The 16,301-nt window shown below is 65.2% G+C and carries 13 protein-coding genes and 2 pseudogenes; 9 read left to right on the top strand and 6 right to left on the bottom strand.

What is annotated here, in order from left to right:
- Window positions 1–11 precede the first annotated feature (11 nt).
- The 3 genes and pseudogenes from QP164_RS06040 to QP164_RS06030 all read left to right on the top strand — a co-directional run bounded on the left by QP164_RS06040 (window position 12) and on the right by QP164_RS06030 (window position 3,762).
- A complete protein-coding gene (locus QP164_RS06040; RefSeq protein ID WP_333922525.1) occupies window positions 12–953 on the top strand; it encodes a histone deacetylase family protein in 942 nt (313 codons plus the stop codon).
- Window positions 950–2,311: a cryptochrome/photolyase family protein gene (locus tag QP164_RS06035; RefSeq protein ID WP_333922524.1), complete on the top strand. Its 1,362-nt coding sequence runs from the start codon at window positions 950–952 to the stop codon at window positions 2,309–2,311. The genes QP164_RS06040 and QP164_RS06035 overlap by 4 nt, the downstream gene beginning before the upstream one ends.
- A 207-nt stretch (window positions 2,312–2,518) precedes the next feature.
- Window positions 2,519–3,762: pseudogene (locus QP164_RS06030) on the top strand (class I SAM-dependent methyltransferase).
- 81 nt (window positions 3,763–3,843) lie between these two features.
- Here QP164_RS06030 and QP164_RS06025 read toward each other — a convergent pair.
- Both QP164_RS06025 and purF read right to left on the bottom strand, forming a co-directional pair.
- A complete protein-coding gene (locus tag QP164_RS06025; RefSeq protein ID WP_133031146.1) occupies window positions 3,844–4,554 on the bottom strand; it encodes an SDR family NAD(P)-dependent oxidoreductase in 711 nt (236 codons plus the stop codon).
- A 16-nt stretch (window positions 4,555–4,570) separates the two neighbouring features.
- Entirely contained in the window at window positions 4,571–6,028 is a 1,458-nt protein-coding gene (gene purF / locus QP164_RS06020; protein WP_332795558.1) for an amidophosphoribosyltransferase, read from the bottom strand.
- Window positions 6,029–6,148: 120 nt separating this feature from the next.
- Here purF and hisI point away from each other — a divergent pair, with 120 nt between their 5' ends.
- From hisI to QP164_RS06000, 4 genes and pseudogenes are all read left to right on the top strand, one after another.
- Window positions 6,149–6,580 (top strand): phosphoribosyl-AMP cyclohydrolase, encoded by a 432-nt coding sequence (gene hisI, locus QP164_RS06015; RefSeq protein WP_333922523.1) that lies wholly within the window; start codon window positions 6,149–6,151, stop codon window positions 6,578–6,580.
- Complete coding sequence (locus QP164_RS06010; protein WP_333922522.1) at window positions 6,519–7,007, top strand: hypothetical protein; 489 nt, start codon at window positions 6,519–6,521, stop codon at window positions 7,005–7,007. The genes hisI and QP164_RS06010 overlap by 62 nt, the downstream gene beginning before the upstream one ends.
- 32 nt (window positions 7,008–7,039) lie before the next feature.
- Complete coding sequence (locus tag QP164_RS06005) at window positions 7,040–7,489, top strand: MerR family transcriptional regulator (RefSeq protein WP_132896305.1); 450 nt, start codon at window positions 7,040–7,042, stop codon at window positions 7,487–7,489.
- 3 nt (window positions 7,490–7,492) lie between these two features.
- A pseudogene (locus QP164_RS06000) lies at window positions 7,493–9,294 on the top strand (acyl-CoA dehydrogenase C-terminal domain-containing protein).
- 233 nt (window positions 9,295–9,527) lie between these two features.
- Here QP164_RS06000 and QP164_RS05995 read toward each other — a convergent pair.
- The 4 genes from QP164_RS05995 to QP164_RS05980 are packed head-to-tail and all read right to left on the bottom strand — an operon-like array spanning window position 9,528 to window position 12,917.
- Window positions 9,528–10,364 (bottom strand): cell wall hydrolase, encoded by an 837-nt coding sequence (locus QP164_RS05995; RefSeq protein ID WP_333922521.1) that lies wholly within the window; start codon window positions 10,362–10,364, stop codon window positions 9,528–9,530.
- Window positions 10,292–10,657 carry a hypothetical protein gene (locus tag QP164_RS05990; protein WP_333922520.1) on the bottom strand — a complete coding sequence of 122 codons (366 nt, stop codon included), beginning with the start codon at window positions 10,655–10,657 and terminating at the stop codon, window positions 10,292–10,294. The genes QP164_RS05995 and QP164_RS05990 overlap by 73 nt, the downstream gene beginning before the upstream one ends.
- A 29-nt stretch (window positions 10,658–10,686) precedes the next feature.
- Window positions 10,687–11,607, bottom strand: coding sequence for a cysteine synthase A (gene cysK, locus QP164_RS05985; RefSeq protein WP_333922519.1), 921 nt, complete (start codon window positions 11,605–11,607; stop codon window positions 10,687–10,689).
- Window positions 11,604–12,917 carry an MFS transporter gene (locus QP164_RS05980; protein ID WP_333924195.1) on the bottom strand — a complete coding sequence of 438 codons (1,314 nt, stop codon included), beginning with the start codon at window positions 12,915–12,917 and terminating at the stop codon, window positions 11,604–11,606. Before QP164_RS05980 ends, cysK begins: the two co-directional genes overlap by 4 nt.
- Window positions 12,918–13,464: 547 nt before the next feature.
- Here QP164_RS05980 and pdhA point away from each other — a divergent pair.
- Window positions 13,465–14,472, top strand: a complete 1,008-nt coding sequence (gene pdhA, locus QP164_RS05975; RefSeq protein ID WP_107955681.1) for a pyruvate dehydrogenase (acetyl-transferring) E1 component subunit alpha — start codon at window positions 13,465–13,467, stop codon at window positions 14,470–14,472.
- The gene (locus QP164_RS05970) at window positions 14,472–15,902 is read left to right on the top strand and encodes a pyruvate dehydrogenase complex E1 component subunit beta (protein WP_333922518.1); all 1,431 of its coding nucleotides are present in this window, start codon (window positions 14,472–14,474) and stop codon (window positions 15,900–15,902) included. Before pdhA ends, QP164_RS05970 begins: the two co-directional genes overlap by 1 nt.
- Window positions 15,903–16,301: the final 399 nt, after the last annotated feature.

Genomic DNA, 16,301 nt, shown 5'->3' with positions numbered 1-16,301 from the left:
ACCTACGGAGCATGATCCATGTCGTCCACCATCCCGACTATGTTACGCCAGCGCCGACGCGCTCGACCTATCGCTGGAACAAGAACGGGCTGATCCGCGACCTGCTTCTCGACAAGGGCGATGCGGTGACGTGGCATCGAGCCGAGACGACGCCGACCGCGTGGCTCGAGGCGGTGCATGACGAGGATTACGTCGCCGAGGTGCTTGGGGCGCAGGTGCCCAAGGAGAAGGAGCGGCGGATCGGGTTTCCGGTGACGGCGGCGGTGGCATCGCGTGCCGCAATCGTCCCGCAAGGGACGTGGCTGGCGGCGTGTCTCGCGCTGGAGCACGGGTTTGCGGCAAATACGGCGGGCGGGAGTCATCATGCGCTGGCGAATACCGGCGCTGGATTTTGCGTGTTCAACGATCTGGCGGTGGCGGCGGCGCGGTTGATCGACGAGCGTCGCGTGGCGCGCGTGCTGGTGGTCGATTGCGACGTGCATCAGGGCGACGGGACTGCGGCGCTGCTGGCGGGACGGCCTGAAATCGCCACCTATTCGATCCATGCAGAGAAGAATTTTCCGGTGCGCAAGGCGCGGTCGACGGTCGACGTGCCGCTGCCCGACAAGGTCGGCGACGAAGTCTATTTGGCGACCTTGGAGTCGACCCTGGTGCCGCTGCTCGATGAATTCCGGCCTGAGCTGATCCTCTATCAGGCGGGGGTCGATCCGTTCGAGGGCGATCGGCTCGGCCGGCTGTTGCTCACGCTGGACGGGCTGGCGCAGCGCGAGCGGCTGGTCGCTGGTCTCGCGATCGATCGCGGCATGCCGCTCGCGAGTACGGTCGGCGGCGGCTATGGTGACGATGCGCTGGCGATCGCCGAGCGGCACGTCGCGTCGATCCTGACGCTGGGCGAAACTTTTGCCGCCGCGGGTGACGCCGGACTGCGGGTTGGTGCATTGAACGCGCGATGACGACACCTTCTTTGCTCTGGCTGCGCCAGGACCTCCGCCTTCACGATCACCCCGCGCTGATCGCCGCCGCGCATGTGGGAGCGGTGATCCCGGTCTATGTCCTCGACGACGAGGCGCCGGGGAAATGGAAGATGGGCGGCGCGCAGCGCTGGTGGCTGCACCACACGCTCGACGCGTTCGCCAAGGCGCTCGCCGACAAGGGGTCGAAGCTGATCCTGCGACGCGGGGACGCGGTCGAGGTGCTGACGGCGCTGATGGACGAAACCGGTGCCGGGCAGGTGCACGCGATCCGGCATTATGAGCCTTGGTGGCGGAAGGCCGAGGCGGCGCTTGGCGATAGGCTGTGCCTGCATGACGGCAACCATCTTGCCCGCGTCGAGGATGTGAAGACGGGGTCGGGCGGGCAGTTCAAGGTGTATTCCTCGTTCTGGAAGGCGCTCAACCAGATGATGCCGCCGGGCGATCCGGAGCCGGTGCCGCGGACGATCCCGGCGCCGTCGAAATGGCCGAGGAGCGATAAACTGGCGGACTGGGATCTCCTGCCGACCAAGCCGGACTGGTCGACCGGGTTCAAGGACTGGACGCCGGGCGAGGCGCAGGCGTTGAAGAACGCGAAGGCGATGGCGCCGATAGTCGAGGCGTATGACGTCGATCGCAACATGCCTTCCATCGAAGGCACGTCGCGCCTGTCCCCGCATCTCCACTTCGGCGAGATTTCGCCGCGCGCGGTGTGGCACGCGGTCGATGGCCACGGCGATGCGACAATCTTTCGGAAGGAACTCGCATGGCGCGATTTCACCGATGGCGTCGTGCTGACGATGCCCGATTACGGCGACACCAACGGGCGGCCGAAGTTCGACAAGCTCCCCTGGCGGTCGGGCAAGGAGGCCGAGGCGAACCTGAAGGCATGGCAGGAGGGCAAGACCGGCTATCCCATCGTTGATGCCGGGATGCGCCAGCTCTGGGCGACCGGCTGGATGCACAACCGCGTGCGGATGATCACGGCCAGCTTCCTGGTGAAGCATCTGCTGATCGACTGGCGCGAGGGCGAGCGCTGGTTCTGGGACTGCCTGGTCGATGCGGATTACGGGAATAATTCGGTGAACTGGCAATGGGTCTCGGGGACCGGGGTAGATTCGAACATGTTCGGGCGGATCATGGCGCCGCTGACGCAGTCGGACAAGTTCGATGCAGGCGACTATATCCGCGAGTGGGTGCCGGAACTGGCGAAGGTAACTGGCGACGCGATCCACGATCCGGAGGAGTCCGGCTGTCGGCCAAAAGCGTACGCGGCGAAGATCGTCGGCCACCGCGAAGGCCGTGAGCGCGCGCTCGAAGCCGGGCGGCACGCGCGCTAGGGTCGCATCTTCTCCCCTCCCTGGAAGGGAGGGGTTGGGGGTGGGTCGGGTTCCGCTCGGTCGACCGTCAGTGGCTCGAACCCGCCAACCCACCCCCGGCCCCTCCCTTCCAGGGAGGGGAGTGCGTTGCGGCCTTGATTACGTTCCAGCCGTTTCCGCGCCGACGCCTCTTTCCTAGCCGCCGCCCCTGTTGCATGGAGCGCCGCGATGACTGCCGTTCCAGCTTTCGATGATGTGCCCACCGCCCAGGTTTCCCCGGTTGCGCGCATCGTCGCGCCGGTGTTCCACCGTCTGCTCGATCGGATCGACGCGGGGCTTGAGAGCGGCGGGATCGATGCGAGCCTGCCCGACGGCACACGGCGGCTGATTGGCGGACGTGCGCCGGGGCCTTTGCCGGTAGTGACAGTGCATCGCTGGCGCGCGTTGGTGCGGCTCGCGACGGCAGGATCGGTCGGTTGGTACGAGGGCTGGGCGGCAGGTGACTGGTCGAGCCCCGATCCAGTGCCGCTATTCGACCTTTTCATGCGCAACCGCCGCTCGCTCGGGAGTTCGGCGCGGTCGGGGGCGTGGTGCGGCTCGCGGCGCGGGCGTGGCATCGGATGCGGCGCAACGACCCGACCGGTTCGCGCAAGAACATCGCGGCGCATTACGACCTCGGCAACGATTTCTACGAGACGTGGCTCGATCCGAGCCTGACCTATTCGAGTGCGATCTTCGCCGAGCCGTTCGACGATGCCGAATCGCATGAGGTGGCGCAGGCCACCAAGCTGTGCGCGATCCTCGACCGGACCGGCGCGCGTGCTGGCGATACGATCCTGGAGATCGGCTGCGGCTGGGGATCGTTTGCCGAGATGGCGGCATATGCGGGGGTCGGTGTGCATGCGCTGACGCTGTCGATCGAGCAGAAGCGCCAGGTCGACGAGCGGATCGCGGCGGCGGGGCTCGACGGGGTGCAGGTGGCGCTGACCGATTACCGCGACCTCACCGGGACCTATGACGCGGTGGCAAGCATCGAGATGGTCGAGGCGGTGGGCGAGGAATATTGGCCGGTGTATCTCGACGCGATCGCGCGCGCGTTGAAGCCGGGCGGGCGCGCGGCGTTGCAGTATATCTCGATCGACGATGCGATCTTCGATTCCTATTCGCGGAGTGTCGACTTCATCCAGCGCTACGTGTTTCCGGGCGGGATGCTGTTGTCCGAGCCGCGGTTTCGCGCGCTTGCGGAGGCGCGGGGGCTGGCGTGGGAGGACCGACGCGGGTTTGGACTGCACTATGCCGAGACGTTGCGGCGGTGGCGGGTAGCGTTCGACGCGGCGGTCGCGGAGGGGCGGTTGCCGGCGCGGTTCGATGCTCGGTTCGTGGCGTTGTGGCGTTACTATCTGATGTATTGCGAGGGTGGGTTTCTCGGCGGCGGGATCGATGTCGCGCAGGTTACGCTGGTGAAGCGGTAGCGCTTTCCTGCGTACGCAGGAATCCAGGGTAACGGGCGGTGGCGATTGTGACCCTGGGCTCCTGCGTGCGCAGGAGAACGGTTAGGCTACCCGCTCGAAGTGGCCCGCCTCGAAGCCTTCGATTGCCAGCGCGACGATGCGGTCGGCCACGACAGTCGGTTCCTTGACCGAGTTCGGATCTTCCCCAGGATAGGCCCGCGCACGCATCTTTGTCCGCGTCGCGCCGGGATCGACGATTGCGGTGCGAATGGCGCTAATCTCCGCCATCTCGTCACCGTATGCGCCAAGCAGTGTCTCGAATGCAGCCTTCGAAGCGCCGTAGAGGCCCCAATACGCGCGAGGCTTGCGGCCTACGCTGGAGGTCACGCCGATCACGCGCGCCGACTTCGCCTTTTTCAGCATAGTGTCGAACGCCGCGATCAAGGCCGCCTGCGCGCTGACGTTGAGCGTCAGGACTTGCGCCATTTCCTTCGGATCGATCGCCGGGACCGACGACAGCGAGCCGAGCATGCCGGCATTGAGAACGAGGATATCAAGCGCATCCCAGCGGTCTCCGATCGCGGTCGCCAAGCGCGCGATGGCCTCGCTCTCCGCCAGATCCAGCGGCGCGATCGTCGCCGAGCCGCCGGCCGCGTGGATCGTCGCCTCGACCTCTTCGAGACCGCCGGGCGTGCGCGCGGTCAGGACGACGTGCGCGCCCTTTGCCGCCAGCGCGATCGCCGTCGCAGCGCCGATGCCGCGGCTGGCACCGGTGACCAGCGCCAGCCGGCCTTCGAGAGGCTTGTCCGTCATATCAGCTCCGCGAGTATCAGATGACGCGTTCGGCGAGCATCGCGAACTGATCGACTTCCGAACCTTCGTCATGGTCGGTCAGCGTCGTCGGGTAATCCCCGGTGAAGCACGCATCGCAATATTTCGGGCGGACATCCGCGCGCTTCGCCTCGCCGAGCGCCTTGTAGAGGCCGTCAATCGAGATGAAGTTTAGGCTGTCGGCATGGATGAAGCCGGTCATGCCGCCGAGATCCAGCTTGGCCGCGAGCAGCTTCTCGCGCTCGGGCGTGTCGACACCGTAGAAGCATGAATGCCGCGTCGGCGGGCTGGCGATCCGCATATGGACTTCGGCAGCGCCGGCCTCGCGCATCATCTCGACGATCTTGAGCGAGGTCGTACCGCGGACGATCGAGTCGTCGACGAGGATGACCCGTTTCCCCTTGATCAGCGCACGGTTGGCGTTGTGCTTCAGCTTCACGCCGAGATGGCGGACCTTGTCGCCCGGCGAGATGAAGGTGCGGCCGACATAGTGCGAGCGGATGATGCCGAGCTCGAACGGGATGCCCGATTGCTGCGCATAGCCGATTGCTGCGGGCGTGCCCGAATCAGGAACCGGGATGACCAGGTCGGCATCGACCGGCGATTCGATCGCGAGCTGCGCGCCGATCGCTTTGCGGACCGAATAGATCGAGTGATCGTCGACGATCGAATCGGGGCGCGAGAAATACACCCATTCGAAGATGCACGGCCGCGCCGCCATCGGTGCGAACGGGCGGATCGAGCGGATTTCCGAGCCCTGGACGATAACCAGTTCGCCCGGCTCGATCGCGCGAACGAAGGTGGCGCCGACGACGTCGAGCGCGACCGTCTCGGAGGCGAAGATCACCGCGTCGCCGAGCTTGCCCATCACCAGCGGGCGGATGCCGAGCGGATCGCGGCAGGCGATCATGCCCTCCGGCGTCATCACGATTAGCGAGTACGCCCCCTCGATCTGCTTCAGCGCGTCGATGAAGCGGTCGAGCAGCGTGCGGTAGTTCGAGGTCGCGACGAGGTGGATGATCGTCTCGGTATCGCTGGTCGACTGGAAGATCGAGCCGCGCCGTACGAGCTCGCGCCGCAGTCGCATCGCGTTCGAGATGTTGCCGTTATGCGCGATCGCGAAGCCGCCGGTCGACAGCTCGGCATAGAGCGGCTGGACGTTGCGGAGCGCGGTTTCGCCGGTCGTCGAATAGCGGACATGACCGCAGGCGACTGTGCCGGGCAGCGCGCGGATCACGTCGTCGCGGTCGAAGTTCCCGGCGACATGGCCCATTGCGCGGTGGGTGTGGAAATTGGCCCCGTCGAAGGTGGTTATCCCGGCCGCTTCCTGCCCGCGGTGCTGCAAAGCGTGGAGGCCGAGCGCGACGAGCGCAGCCGCGCCTTCGGTGGCCGAGACGCCAAACACCCCGCACTCTTCGCGAAGTTTGTCGTCGTCATAAGGGTTTGTCGTCAGCATGCCGGATCTCACGTCGTGCGGAAGCTGCCCTATACGAGCGGATCGCCGTCTTGTCGCCTGTTTGTAATAACATTGCGCGCCGCTGGTCGCATCGGGGCGAGTTTCGGGTATATCCGGGGCATGACACACAGCCGCGACACGGGCCTGACGCTCGATCCGAAATTCGATTCCACCGGGCTCCTGACCGCGGTCGTCACAGATCGCGTATCGGGCGACGTGCTGATGGTCGCGCATATGAACGCAGAGGCGCTGGCCCAGACGCAGACGACCGGCGAGGCGCATTTCTGGTCGCGCAGTCGCGAGAAGCTCTGGAAGAAGGGCGAGACGTCGGGGAACGTGCTGCGCGTCGCCGAGCTGCGGATCGATTGCGACCAGGATGCGGTGTGGGTGATCGCCGATGCGGCGGGGCCGGCGTGTCATACCGGCGAGCGGACCTGCTTCTTCCGCCGGATCGAGGGGGCGGACTGGTGCCGGCCGAATGAAGCGGGCGTTGCTGCTCGCTCTCGTCTTGAGCGGGTGCGGGCAGGAGCCGTCTCGTACGGTCGCGGATAGTGCGGGGGCGCGGCTTGAGGCGGCGGCGGAGACCGCAGGAATCGTGTCCGACCCGAACGCGCCGCTGCAGGGATACTGGGCGCGCGATACCGACCGGGTCTGCGTTATCGCCACCGAGAAGACCGCCCGGATCGGGGTCAGCGTCGACTACGGCGAAGATCAGGGCTGTGCCGCATCCGGGACCGTCGAGCGCTCGGGCGATGCACTGAAAGTCGCATTTGGCGCGTGCAAATTCGACGCCCGGTTCGACGGCGATCGGATCGTCTTCCCGGCCGAGATGCCAGAAGCCTGTGAATCGCTGTGTACTGGCCGCGCCTCGCTAGCCGCGCTGGCCGTCGATCGGATCAGCGAATCGCGATCGGAGGCTTCGACGTTGCGCTCAACGGGTGGGCGATCATCTGCCGGGAAGTTGCTCTGCGCTAATTGACGTTGACGTAAACGAGAGTTATTTGGCTGGGGATGGCGACACGAGCATCTCCTTCCCCGGTCTCTCCCGAATCCTACGCGGTCATCGAACCGCGGCATGATCGCGAGAGCTTCACGATCTCCGACCTGTCGGCCGAGTTCGACGTGACGGCTCGCGCGCTCCGGTTCTACGAGGACGAGGGCCTGATCGCGCCCGAGCGTCGCGGGACCCAGCGCATCTATTCGCACCGCGACCGCGCGCGCCTAGCCTGGATCCTGCGCGGCAAGCGCGTCGGGTTCAGCCTCGGCGAAATCCGCGAGATGATCGACCTCTACGATCTCGGCGACGGTCGCCGTGCGCAGCGCCAGGTCGTGATCGAGCGCAGCCAGGCGCGGATCGCGCTGCTGACCGCGCAGAAGCGCGACATCGATCTCGCCATCGACGAACTCACCAGTTTCGTGGCCCTCCTCGAAGTGAGCCGCGCCCAGGACAACCAAGGATAAACCATGCCTCAGTATACGCCCCCGTCCGCGACACGCGTTTCGTCCTCGAGCATGTCGTCGGCCTCGATCGCTACAATAACCTCCCCGGCTTCGATGCAGCCTCGCCCGACGTCGTCGACGCAGTGCTCGAGGAAGGCGGCAAGTTCGTCGCCGAAGTGCTGTTTCCGCTCAACCTGTCGGGCGACCAGCAGGGCTGCACGCGGCATGAGGACGGCTCGGTGACGACGCCGGACGGCTTCAAGGAAGCGTATAAGCAGTATGTCGAGAGCGGCTGGGCGACGCTCGGCAACCAGCCCGAATATGGCGGGCAGGGGATGCCGCACGTCGTGTCGACCGCGTTCCAGGAATACATGATCTCGTCGAACATGGCGTTCGCGATGTATCCCGGCCTGACACACGGCGCGATCGCCGCGCTGATCGCCAAGGGCTCGGATGCGCAGAAGGCGATGTACGTGCCGAAGATGGTGTCGGGCGAATGGGGCGGGACGATGAACCTGACCGAGCCGCAGTGCGGCACCGATCTCGGCCTGATCCGCACCAAGGCCGAGCCGCAGGCGGATGGTTCGTACGCGATCACCGGCACCAAGATCTTCATCTCGTCGGGCGAGCATGACCTGACCGAGAACATCATCCACCTCGTGCTGGCCAAGACCCCGGGCGCGCCGGACAGCTCGAAGGGCATCTCGCTGTTCGTGGTACCGAAGTTTCTCGTCGAGGAAGACGGTTCGCTCGGCGCGCGCAATGGCGTCACCTGCGGCTCGATCGAGCACAAGATGGGCATCCACGCGAACTCGACCTGCGTGATGAACTATGATTCGGCGACCGGCTGGCTCGTCGGCGAGGAGATGAAGGGCCTCGCGGCGATGTTCATCATGATGAACGCCGCGCGTCTCGGCGTTGGTCTTCAGGGTCTCGGCGTTGCCGAAGTCGCCTACCAGAATGCTGTCCAGTACGCGCAGGATCGGCGCCAGGGTCGCGCGCTGACTGGGCCGAAGGAGCCGCAGGAAAAGGCGGACACGCTGTTCGTCCATCCCGACATCCGCCGTATGCTGATGGAGGGCAAGTCGCTGACCGAGGGCCTGCGTGCGCTGATCCTGTGGACCGCGCTCCAGGCCGATCTCGAGCATCATGCCGAGACCGAGGAAGAGCGCCAGCTGGCCGGCGACATCATCAGCCTGCTGACCCCGGTCATCAAGGGCTATGGCACCGACATGGGCTATGCGATCGCGACCAACGCGCAGCAGGTGTACGGTGGCCACGGCTACATCGCCGAATGGGGCATGGAGCAGTATGTCCGCGATGCCCGGATCGCGATGATCTACGAGGGCACCAACGGCGTGCAGGCGATGGACTTGGTCGGGCGCAAGCTCGCGCAGAATGGCGGACGCGGGATCCAGGCGTTCTTCAAGCTGGTGGCGGACGACGTCGCCGCGGCGAAGACCGATCCGGCGACGGCAGTGTTTGCCGAGGCGCTGGAGAAGGCGAACGGCCAGCTTCAGGCGGCGACGATGTGGTTCATGGCTAATGGCATGAAGAATCCTGAGAACGTCGGCGCGGGTGCGGTCAGCTACATGCACCTGATGGGGATCGTCGCGGTCGGCACGATGTGGCTGCGGATGGCGGTCGCTGCGACCAAGCTGAAGGCGGCAGGCGAGGGCGAGACTGCGTTCCTAGACGCCAAGCTGGTGACGGCGCGCTTCTATGCCGAGCGGATCCTGCCGGATGCGGGCGCACTACGTCGCAAGATCGAGGGTGGCGCGGAGTCGCTGATGGCGCTGCCGCCCGAGATGTTCATGGCGGCCTGATCGAAAACGGGGCGGATCGCCAAAGCTATCCGCCCCGTATGCTTCCCTCTGACGGGGAGGGATGCGTTGGCGCTATTTTGTAGCCGTCGCGGCTGCAGAAGACGATGTTTGCGTTGGCGATGACGACGCTGCAGCGCTCGATTTTTGCCGGACACCGCTCAGTTCTCCCGCACCTGCGGCTGCGTTCGGTGCGACTGGAGTGGACTGCGGTACTGCAGTCATCGTCGCCCGTGTCACGATGCATTGCGTCGGGTCCGCACGCTTGAACTGGCGGCAGTTCCAGAGCGAACGTTCATAATTGCTCCCCGATCGCGCATATAGCTAAAGCTCAATGCGGCCATTTGGGCGAGGTCCAGCGGGATCGATGTCGCTGTTTTTGTGGCGTCCGTCCAGGCCATGAAGCGGCAAAATGGTTTATCGCCGCAGGCTTGGGTTGCGAGTGCGACGAGGCCGTCGGCCGTTTGATTGCGCGGCAATGTAACGAGAACCGTATCACCGTCGACCGCGCTCGCCATGACCGAAGGGTCCGTCTCCGTCCCTGCAGCGAACCCCATTGCAGCCGATGCTTCGGCCAAGGCCGCATTGGCCTCGACGAGCGCGGCGCCAATTTTGTGCGCGTCGGAGAGCGTAGCGAGCTGTGTGATCACGGGCTCGATGGTTTCGGGGTGACGGCCGAATGCGGAGGGCGTCCCCCACCAGCCGGACCAGCGGAAGAACAGGTGCGTGTTGACCGCAGTGATCTTGTCGAGGCTCGACTGCCAGTATGGCACGACCCAGTCGGTATGATAGTGGGTAGCATAGCCGACCTGCTTGAACACCGCGCCGTTAAGCGCCGCCGCGGCGACCTCGCGCGCACGCCGCCAGGCGTCATCAGTCGGGTGCCAGCGGGTTAGCGCGCCATCGCAACTGAAGCTGAATTGACAACCGGTTGAACGGTCCTGGCCCTCGAATACGACGCCGCATACCGTCTTGGGGAAAGCCGGGTGGCGCAGGCGGTTCAGCACGACCTGAGCGACCGCGCGTTCACCCAGCGTATCATCCCCGGCCTCGTAGAGGATGCCCGCCGCCATGCAGTCGGTGGCGCGTGCCAGATCCTCTGCACCGCCAGCGAAGAGGAACGGCCGCGCAGCGGGTTGGGCGCGGTCGAGAACGGCACGGTCGCATTGAACGCGCGTGCGTCGTCGGGCGTCAGGTCGACGAACTTTACCGGTTCGACCTGAGGCACTTCGGCTTGCGGCACGACCCGCCCCGGCGGCAGTTTAACCCGCTTCGACACGTGGACGATCGTCGGCGCGTTGGCGACCACGAGCGCGGGCCCAATGATCGCTAGCGCGGAAATTCCGACGATAGTGGCGCGCAGCACCGTCGTGCCGCGCGGGGATAGAGGCTTTGTCACTGTTCGGGCAGGAAGTCCGGGACCGACAGATAGCGCTCGCCGGTGTCGTAGTTGAAGCCAAGAACGCGAACGTTATCAGGGAGATCGGGCAGTTTCTGGAGGATCGCTGCGAGCGTCGCGCCCGAGCTGATGCCGACCAGCATGCCCTCTTCGGTCGCCGAGCGGCGAGCCATGTCTTTCGCCACCGCGGCATCGACCTCGATCACGCCGTCGAGCGCCTGGGTATGGAGGTTCACCGGGATGAAGCCGGCGCCGATGCCCTGGATCGGGTGCGGGCCGGGCTGGCCACCGGCGATGACCGGCGAGGCGGCAGGCTCGACCGCGTAGACCTTGAGCGACGGCCATTCCTTCTTGAGCGCCTCGGCGACGCCGGTGATGTGGCCGCCGGTCCCGACGCCGGTGATGATCACGTCGATCGGCGTGTCGCGGAAATCGGAGAGGATTTCCTGCGCGGTCGTAGCGACATGCACGGCGATGTTCGCAGGATTTTCAAACTGCTGCGGCATCCACGAGCCGGGCGTTTGCTCGACCAGTTCCTTCGCACGCTCGATCGCGCCCTTCATGCCCTTCTCGCGCGGGGTCAGGTCGAACGTCGCGCCGTATGCGAGCATCAGGCGACGGCGTTCGATCGACATGCTCTCGGGCATGACGAGGACGATCTTGTAGCCCTTCACCGCGGCGACGAGCGCGAGGCCGATGCCGGTGTTGCCGCTGGTTGGCTCGATGATCGTGCCGCCGGGCTGGAGGTGGCCGTCCTTTTCGGCTGCCTCGATCATCGCGAGCGCGATGCGGTCCTTGATCGACCCGCCGGGGTTCGAACGCTCGGACTTCACCCAGACTTCGGATTCGGGGAACAGCTTCGACAGGCGGACGTGCGGCGTGTTGCCGATCGTATCGAGGATCGAGTTGGCCTTCATGGCTTGGCTTCTCCGTGTTCGGGTTCGGTCTCTAGGATCTCTGGGGGATCAAAGGTTTTCGCGCGGCCTAGTTCCGGGAACAGTCGCGCCCAGCCGATCGTGATCGCAATAGCACCGACGCCGCCGAACACCACTGCGCCTACCGGGCCGAGCAACGATGCCATCACCCCGCTCTCGAATTCGCCGAGCTCGTTCGAGGCCGAGATGGTGAGCTGCGACACCGCGCCGACGCGGCCGCGCATGGCATCGGGGGTGTGGAGCTGGATCAGCGACTGGCGGACATAGACCGAGATCATGTCCGCGCCACCCGCGACGATCAGCGCGACGAGGCTGAGGACGAAAGCGGGCTGGACGGGGATGCCGCCGATCGTGCCGGGCGCGATGCCGAGCAGGTTTACGATCGGCGTTGCGACGCCGAAGGTCAGGATCGCGAGCCCGAATACGACGACGGCGATCAGCATCTTCACGCCGACATTGGTGCTCATCGGCCGGAACGAGAACCAGATCGCCGTCACCGCCGCGCCGATGCCCATGCCCGCCGCGAGTACGCCTAGCCCCTGCGAGCCGACGTGGAGGATGTCGCGCGAATAGACCGGGAGCAGCGACGTCGCGCCGGCCAGCAGCACCGCGAACAGATCGAGCGTAATCGTCGCGAGGACGAGGCGGTTGCGGCGGACATAGGTGAAGCCCTCGATGATGCGGGCGAGGGGTCGGTGATCGGTCTGTGCCGCGGGCTGAGGGACCGGGCCGATCAGGAACATGAAGAGGAGCGCGACGACGAACAGGATCGTCGCGACGCCGTAGGCGACCTCCGGGTGGATTGCGTAGAGGAGGCCACCGACGCTGGGGCCCGCGATGGTGCCGACCTGCCAGGCGATCGAACTGATCGCGATCGCGGTCGGGAGAACCGCGCGGGGGACTAGGTTGGGGGCTAGCGCGGAATAGGCCGGTCCGGAGAAGGCTCGGGCGACGCCGAAGGCTACCGCGGCGACGAACAGCACGCCGAGCGTGAGGTGGCCCGTCCAAGTCAGCAACCACAACGTCGCGGCGGTGAGCACCAGCAGCGCGGTCGTCCCGCGAACGATCCAGCGGCGGTCGAAGCTGTCCGCGACCAACCCGGTGATCGGGGTCAGCAGGAACAAAGGCACGAACTGCGCGAAGCCGATCATGCCGAGCATGAAGGCGGCCTGGCGGATGTCCATCGTCTCGCGGGCGATGTTGTAGACCTGCCACCCGATCACGATCGACATCGCGCTGACGGCGATGGTGCCGGTGAAGCGGGACAGCCAATAGGCGCGAAAATTGGCGATCCGTAAGGGATGCTGGGGGGGCTGCGGTGGAGTTCATTGCGGTTGGCTTTAGGCGGTGGTGCGAGGGGAGGGCAACCGGAGCTTTGCTTGGGGTGGGGATAGTGGCCTGACCAAGGATGCCGGACCGAAGAAAGCATGTTCTCCCGCGAACGCGGGAGCCCAGACTGGGCTCCCGCGTTCGCGGGAGAACATGGAGGAGGGGCTGGCGTGTTTGGTATCGGTGTTGTCGCCACCACTCCTCCGTTACCTCAGCACCACCCCGGCGAAGGCCGGGGCCCAGTTGGGGAACGTTGCTAACTGAGGACTGCACGTCGTTACTACGACCTTCCAACTGGGCCCCGGCCTTCGCCGGGGTGGTGGCCTTTTCGTGACGGCAACAGGTGGGACAAGACCCCATCCCACACCCCGCAAACTAACATACCCCAGACGGGAATTGATGTTCCGCCCCGTCCGCGCCTATAGGCTCCCTCAACTCCCCTACGGAAAACGAGGTTTCCCACATCGTGGCCAAGACCCCCCACCAGCACGCGCAATCGCCGAACCGCCGATTACGAACCGCGAACGACCGGCCGAACCAAAGCCGTACGAAGCGTCGAAGGACGAACTGCTCGAAATGTATCGGCAGATGCTGCTGATCCGCCGTTTCGAGGAAAAAGCGGGCCAGCTCTATGGCTTGGGCCTGATCGGTGGCTTCTGCCATCTGTATATCGGCCAGGAAGCCGTCGCGGTCGGGCTTCAGTCCGCGCTCAACGGCGAGACCGATTCGGTGATCACCGGCTACCGCGATCACGGCCACATGCTCGCCTACGGGATCGACCCCAAGGTGATCATGGCCGAGCTGACCGGACGCAATTCGGGGATCTCGAAGGGCAAGGGCGGGTCGATGCACATGTTCTCGACCGAGCATAAATTCTACGGCGGCCACGGCATCGTCGGTGCGCAGGTGTCGCTCGGCACCGGCCTCGCGTTCAAGCACAAATACTCGAACGACGGCGGCATCTGCATGGCCTATTTCGGCGACGGCGCCGCGAACCAGGGCCAAGTGTACGAGAGCTTCAACATGGCCGAGCTGTGGAAGCTCCCGATCATCTTCGTGATCGAGAACAACCAGTACGCGATGGGCACGAGCGTCAACCGCGCCTCCGCCGAGGACCAGCTGTATCGCCGCGGCGAGAGCTTCCGCATTCCCGGCATCCAGGTCGACGGCATGGACGTGCTCGCCTGCCGCGGTGCCGCCGAGGAAGCGCTGGCATGGGTCCGCGCTGGCAAGGGCCCGGTCATCCTCGAGATGAAGACCTACCGCTATCGTGGCCACTCGATGTCCGATCCGGCCAAGTACCGCACCCGTGACGAGGTCCAGGCGGTCCGCGACAAGTCGGATCCGATCGATCACATGAAGAAGCTGCTCGACGCGCAGGGCGTGACCGAGGCGGACCTCAAGTCCCTTGAACAGGAAATCAGGAAAATCGTGAACGAAGCCGCCGATTTCGCCGAGCAGACCCCGGAGCCGGATGCTGCCGAGCTCTACACCGACGTTCTGGTGGAGAAGTACTGATGGCGATCGAGATCAAGATGCCCGCGCTCTCCCCGACGATGGAAGAGGGCACGCTGGCCAAGTGGCTCGTCAAGGAAGGCGACAGCGTCAAGTCGGGCGACATCCTCGCCGAGATCGAGACCGACAAGGCGACGATGGAGTTCGAGGCGATCGACGAAGGCACGATCGGTTCGATCGCCGTCGCTGAAGGCACCGACAACGTGAAGGTCGGCACCGTCATCGCGACGATCCTCGAAGAGGGCGAGAGCGCCAGCGACGCCAAGCCGACTGAGGGACGCTCCGGCGATGCGGCCAACGCCGCGCCGAAGGAAACGCCGTCGGACGACAAGGCACCCCCGGTTCCCGAAGGCGCTTCGCCTGCCAAGGCCGAGAGCGGCACGCAGCAGCTCGTCGCATCGGCAGAGAAGGTCGGCATCTCCGACCCCGCGATCCCCGAGGGCACCGAGATGGTCAAGACGACCGTCCGCGAGGCGCTGCGCGATGCGATGGCCGAGGAAATGCGCGAGGACGACCGCGTCTTCGTGATGGGCGAGGAAGTCGCGCAGTATCAGGGCGCGTACAAGGTCACGCAGGGGCTGCTCGACGAGTTCGGCGACCGTCGCGTGATCGACACGCCGATCACCGAATACGGCTTTGCCGGAATCGGTGCAGGCGCGGCGATGGGGGGCTTGCGCCCGATCGTCGAGTTCATGACCTTCAACTTCGCGTTGCAGGCGATCGACCACATCATCAACTCGGCTGCCAAGACCAACTACATGTCGGGCGGCCAGATGCGCTGCCCGATCGTGTTCCGTGGTCCCAACGGCGCTGCGTCGCGCGTGGGTGCGCAGCATTCGCACAACTTCGCGGCGTGGTATGCGAGCGTTCCCGGCCTGATCGTGATCGCGCCGTACGATGCGGCCGACGCGAAGGGCCTGCTGAAGGCGGCGATCCGCACCGAGGATCCGGTCGTGTTCCTCGAAAACGAGCTGATGTACGGCCGCAGCTTCGACGTCCCCAAGCTCGACAACCACGTCCTGCCGATCGGCAAGGCGCGGATCGTCCGCGAGGGCAAGGACGTGACGATCGTCAGCTACTCGATCGGCGTCGGGATTTCGCTCGAAGCCGCCGAGAAGCTGGCCGAAGAGGGCATCGACGCGGAGGTCATCGACCTGCGCACGCTGCGCCCGCTCGACACCGAGACGGTCCTGAAGAGCCTCGCCAAGACCAACCGCATGATCATCGTCGAAGAGAATTGGGCAACCTGCTCGATCGCCTCGGAGATCGTGTCGGTGGTGATGGAACACGGCTTCGACGACCTCGACGCCCCGGTGCTACGCGTGACCAACGAAGACGTGCCGATGCCCTACGCGGCAAACCTCGAAAAGCTGATGCTGGTCGATGTCGCGAAGGTCGTGACGGCGGTGAAGAAGGTGACCTACAAGGGCTGATGTTTGCGTCCAGTCGCGGCATGTCGCCGCGGCTGGACGTCAGCTCGTATATTCGTCGCAGGTCATGCGCGTTGCGGTCGGCGATGGACTATAAATCTCGCCAAAATCATGTCGGTCGCGAACGATCAATGATACGATATAATAGATCTTCGCAGCACCGTTCGGCAGCCCGCCGGTTCCTACGACTGGCTTGTAGTGGTGGTCGACTTGCGTATCGTCCCGGTTGGGTTTCACCGGCCAGGACCTGACCGTGCAGGTCCCGATGTTGAGATCACCGCGTCACGCGGCGACCCTTCATAGTTCCAGTTCTTTACAAGGTATTCCGGCGTCAGTTCCCCGGTTGCATATCCGTCATTGACCGTGGACGTGTACGTCACGAAGCCATAGCGTAAGTCGATC

Source organism: Sphingomonas sp. LR59, from assembly GCF_036855945.1.
Lineage (GTDB): Bacteria > Pseudomonadota > Alphaproteobacteria > Sphingomonadales > Sphingomonadaceae > Sphingomonas.
The sequence above is the reverse complement of the archived record's forward strand: the minus strand, read 5'-3'. Positions and strand labels throughout refer to the sequence as shown.

Excerpts from the sequence above, each read along its gene's own strand:
- QP164_RS06040 (WP_333922525.1), top strand. The coding sequence starts at position 12 with ATGATCCATGTCGTCCACCATCCCGACTATGTTACGCCAGCGCCGACG.
- QP164_RS06035 (WP_333922524.1), top strand. The coding sequence starts at position 950 with ATGACGACACCTTCTTTGCTCTGGCTGCGCCAGGACCTCCGCCTTCAC.
- QP164_RS06025 (WP_133031146.1), bottom strand. The coding sequence starts at position 4,554 with ATGACGGACAAGCCTCTCGAAGGCCGGCTGGCGCTGGTCACCGGTGCC.
- purF (WP_332795558.1), bottom strand. The coding sequence starts at position 6,028 with ATGCTGACGACAAACCCTTATGACGACGACAAACTTCGCGAAGAGTGC.
- hisI (WP_333922523.1), top strand. The coding sequence starts at position 6,149 with ATGACACACAGCCGCGACACGGGCCTGACGCTCGATCCGAAATTCGAT.
- QP164_RS06005 (WP_132896305.1), top strand. The coding sequence starts at position 7,040 with ATGGCGACACGAGCATCTCCTTCCCCGGTCTCTCCCGAATCCTACGCG.
- QP164_RS05995 (WP_333922521.1), bottom strand. The coding sequence starts at position 10,364 with ATGGCGGCGGGCATCCTCTACGAGGCCGGGGATGATACGCTGGGTGAA.
- cysK (WP_333922519.1), bottom strand. The coding sequence starts at position 11,607 with ATGAAGGCCAACTCGATCCTCGATACGATCGGCAACACGCCGCACGTC.
- QP164_RS05970 (WP_333922518.1), top strand. The coding sequence starts at position 14,472 with ATGGCGATCGAGATCAAGATGCCCGCGCTCTCCCCGACGATGGAAGAG.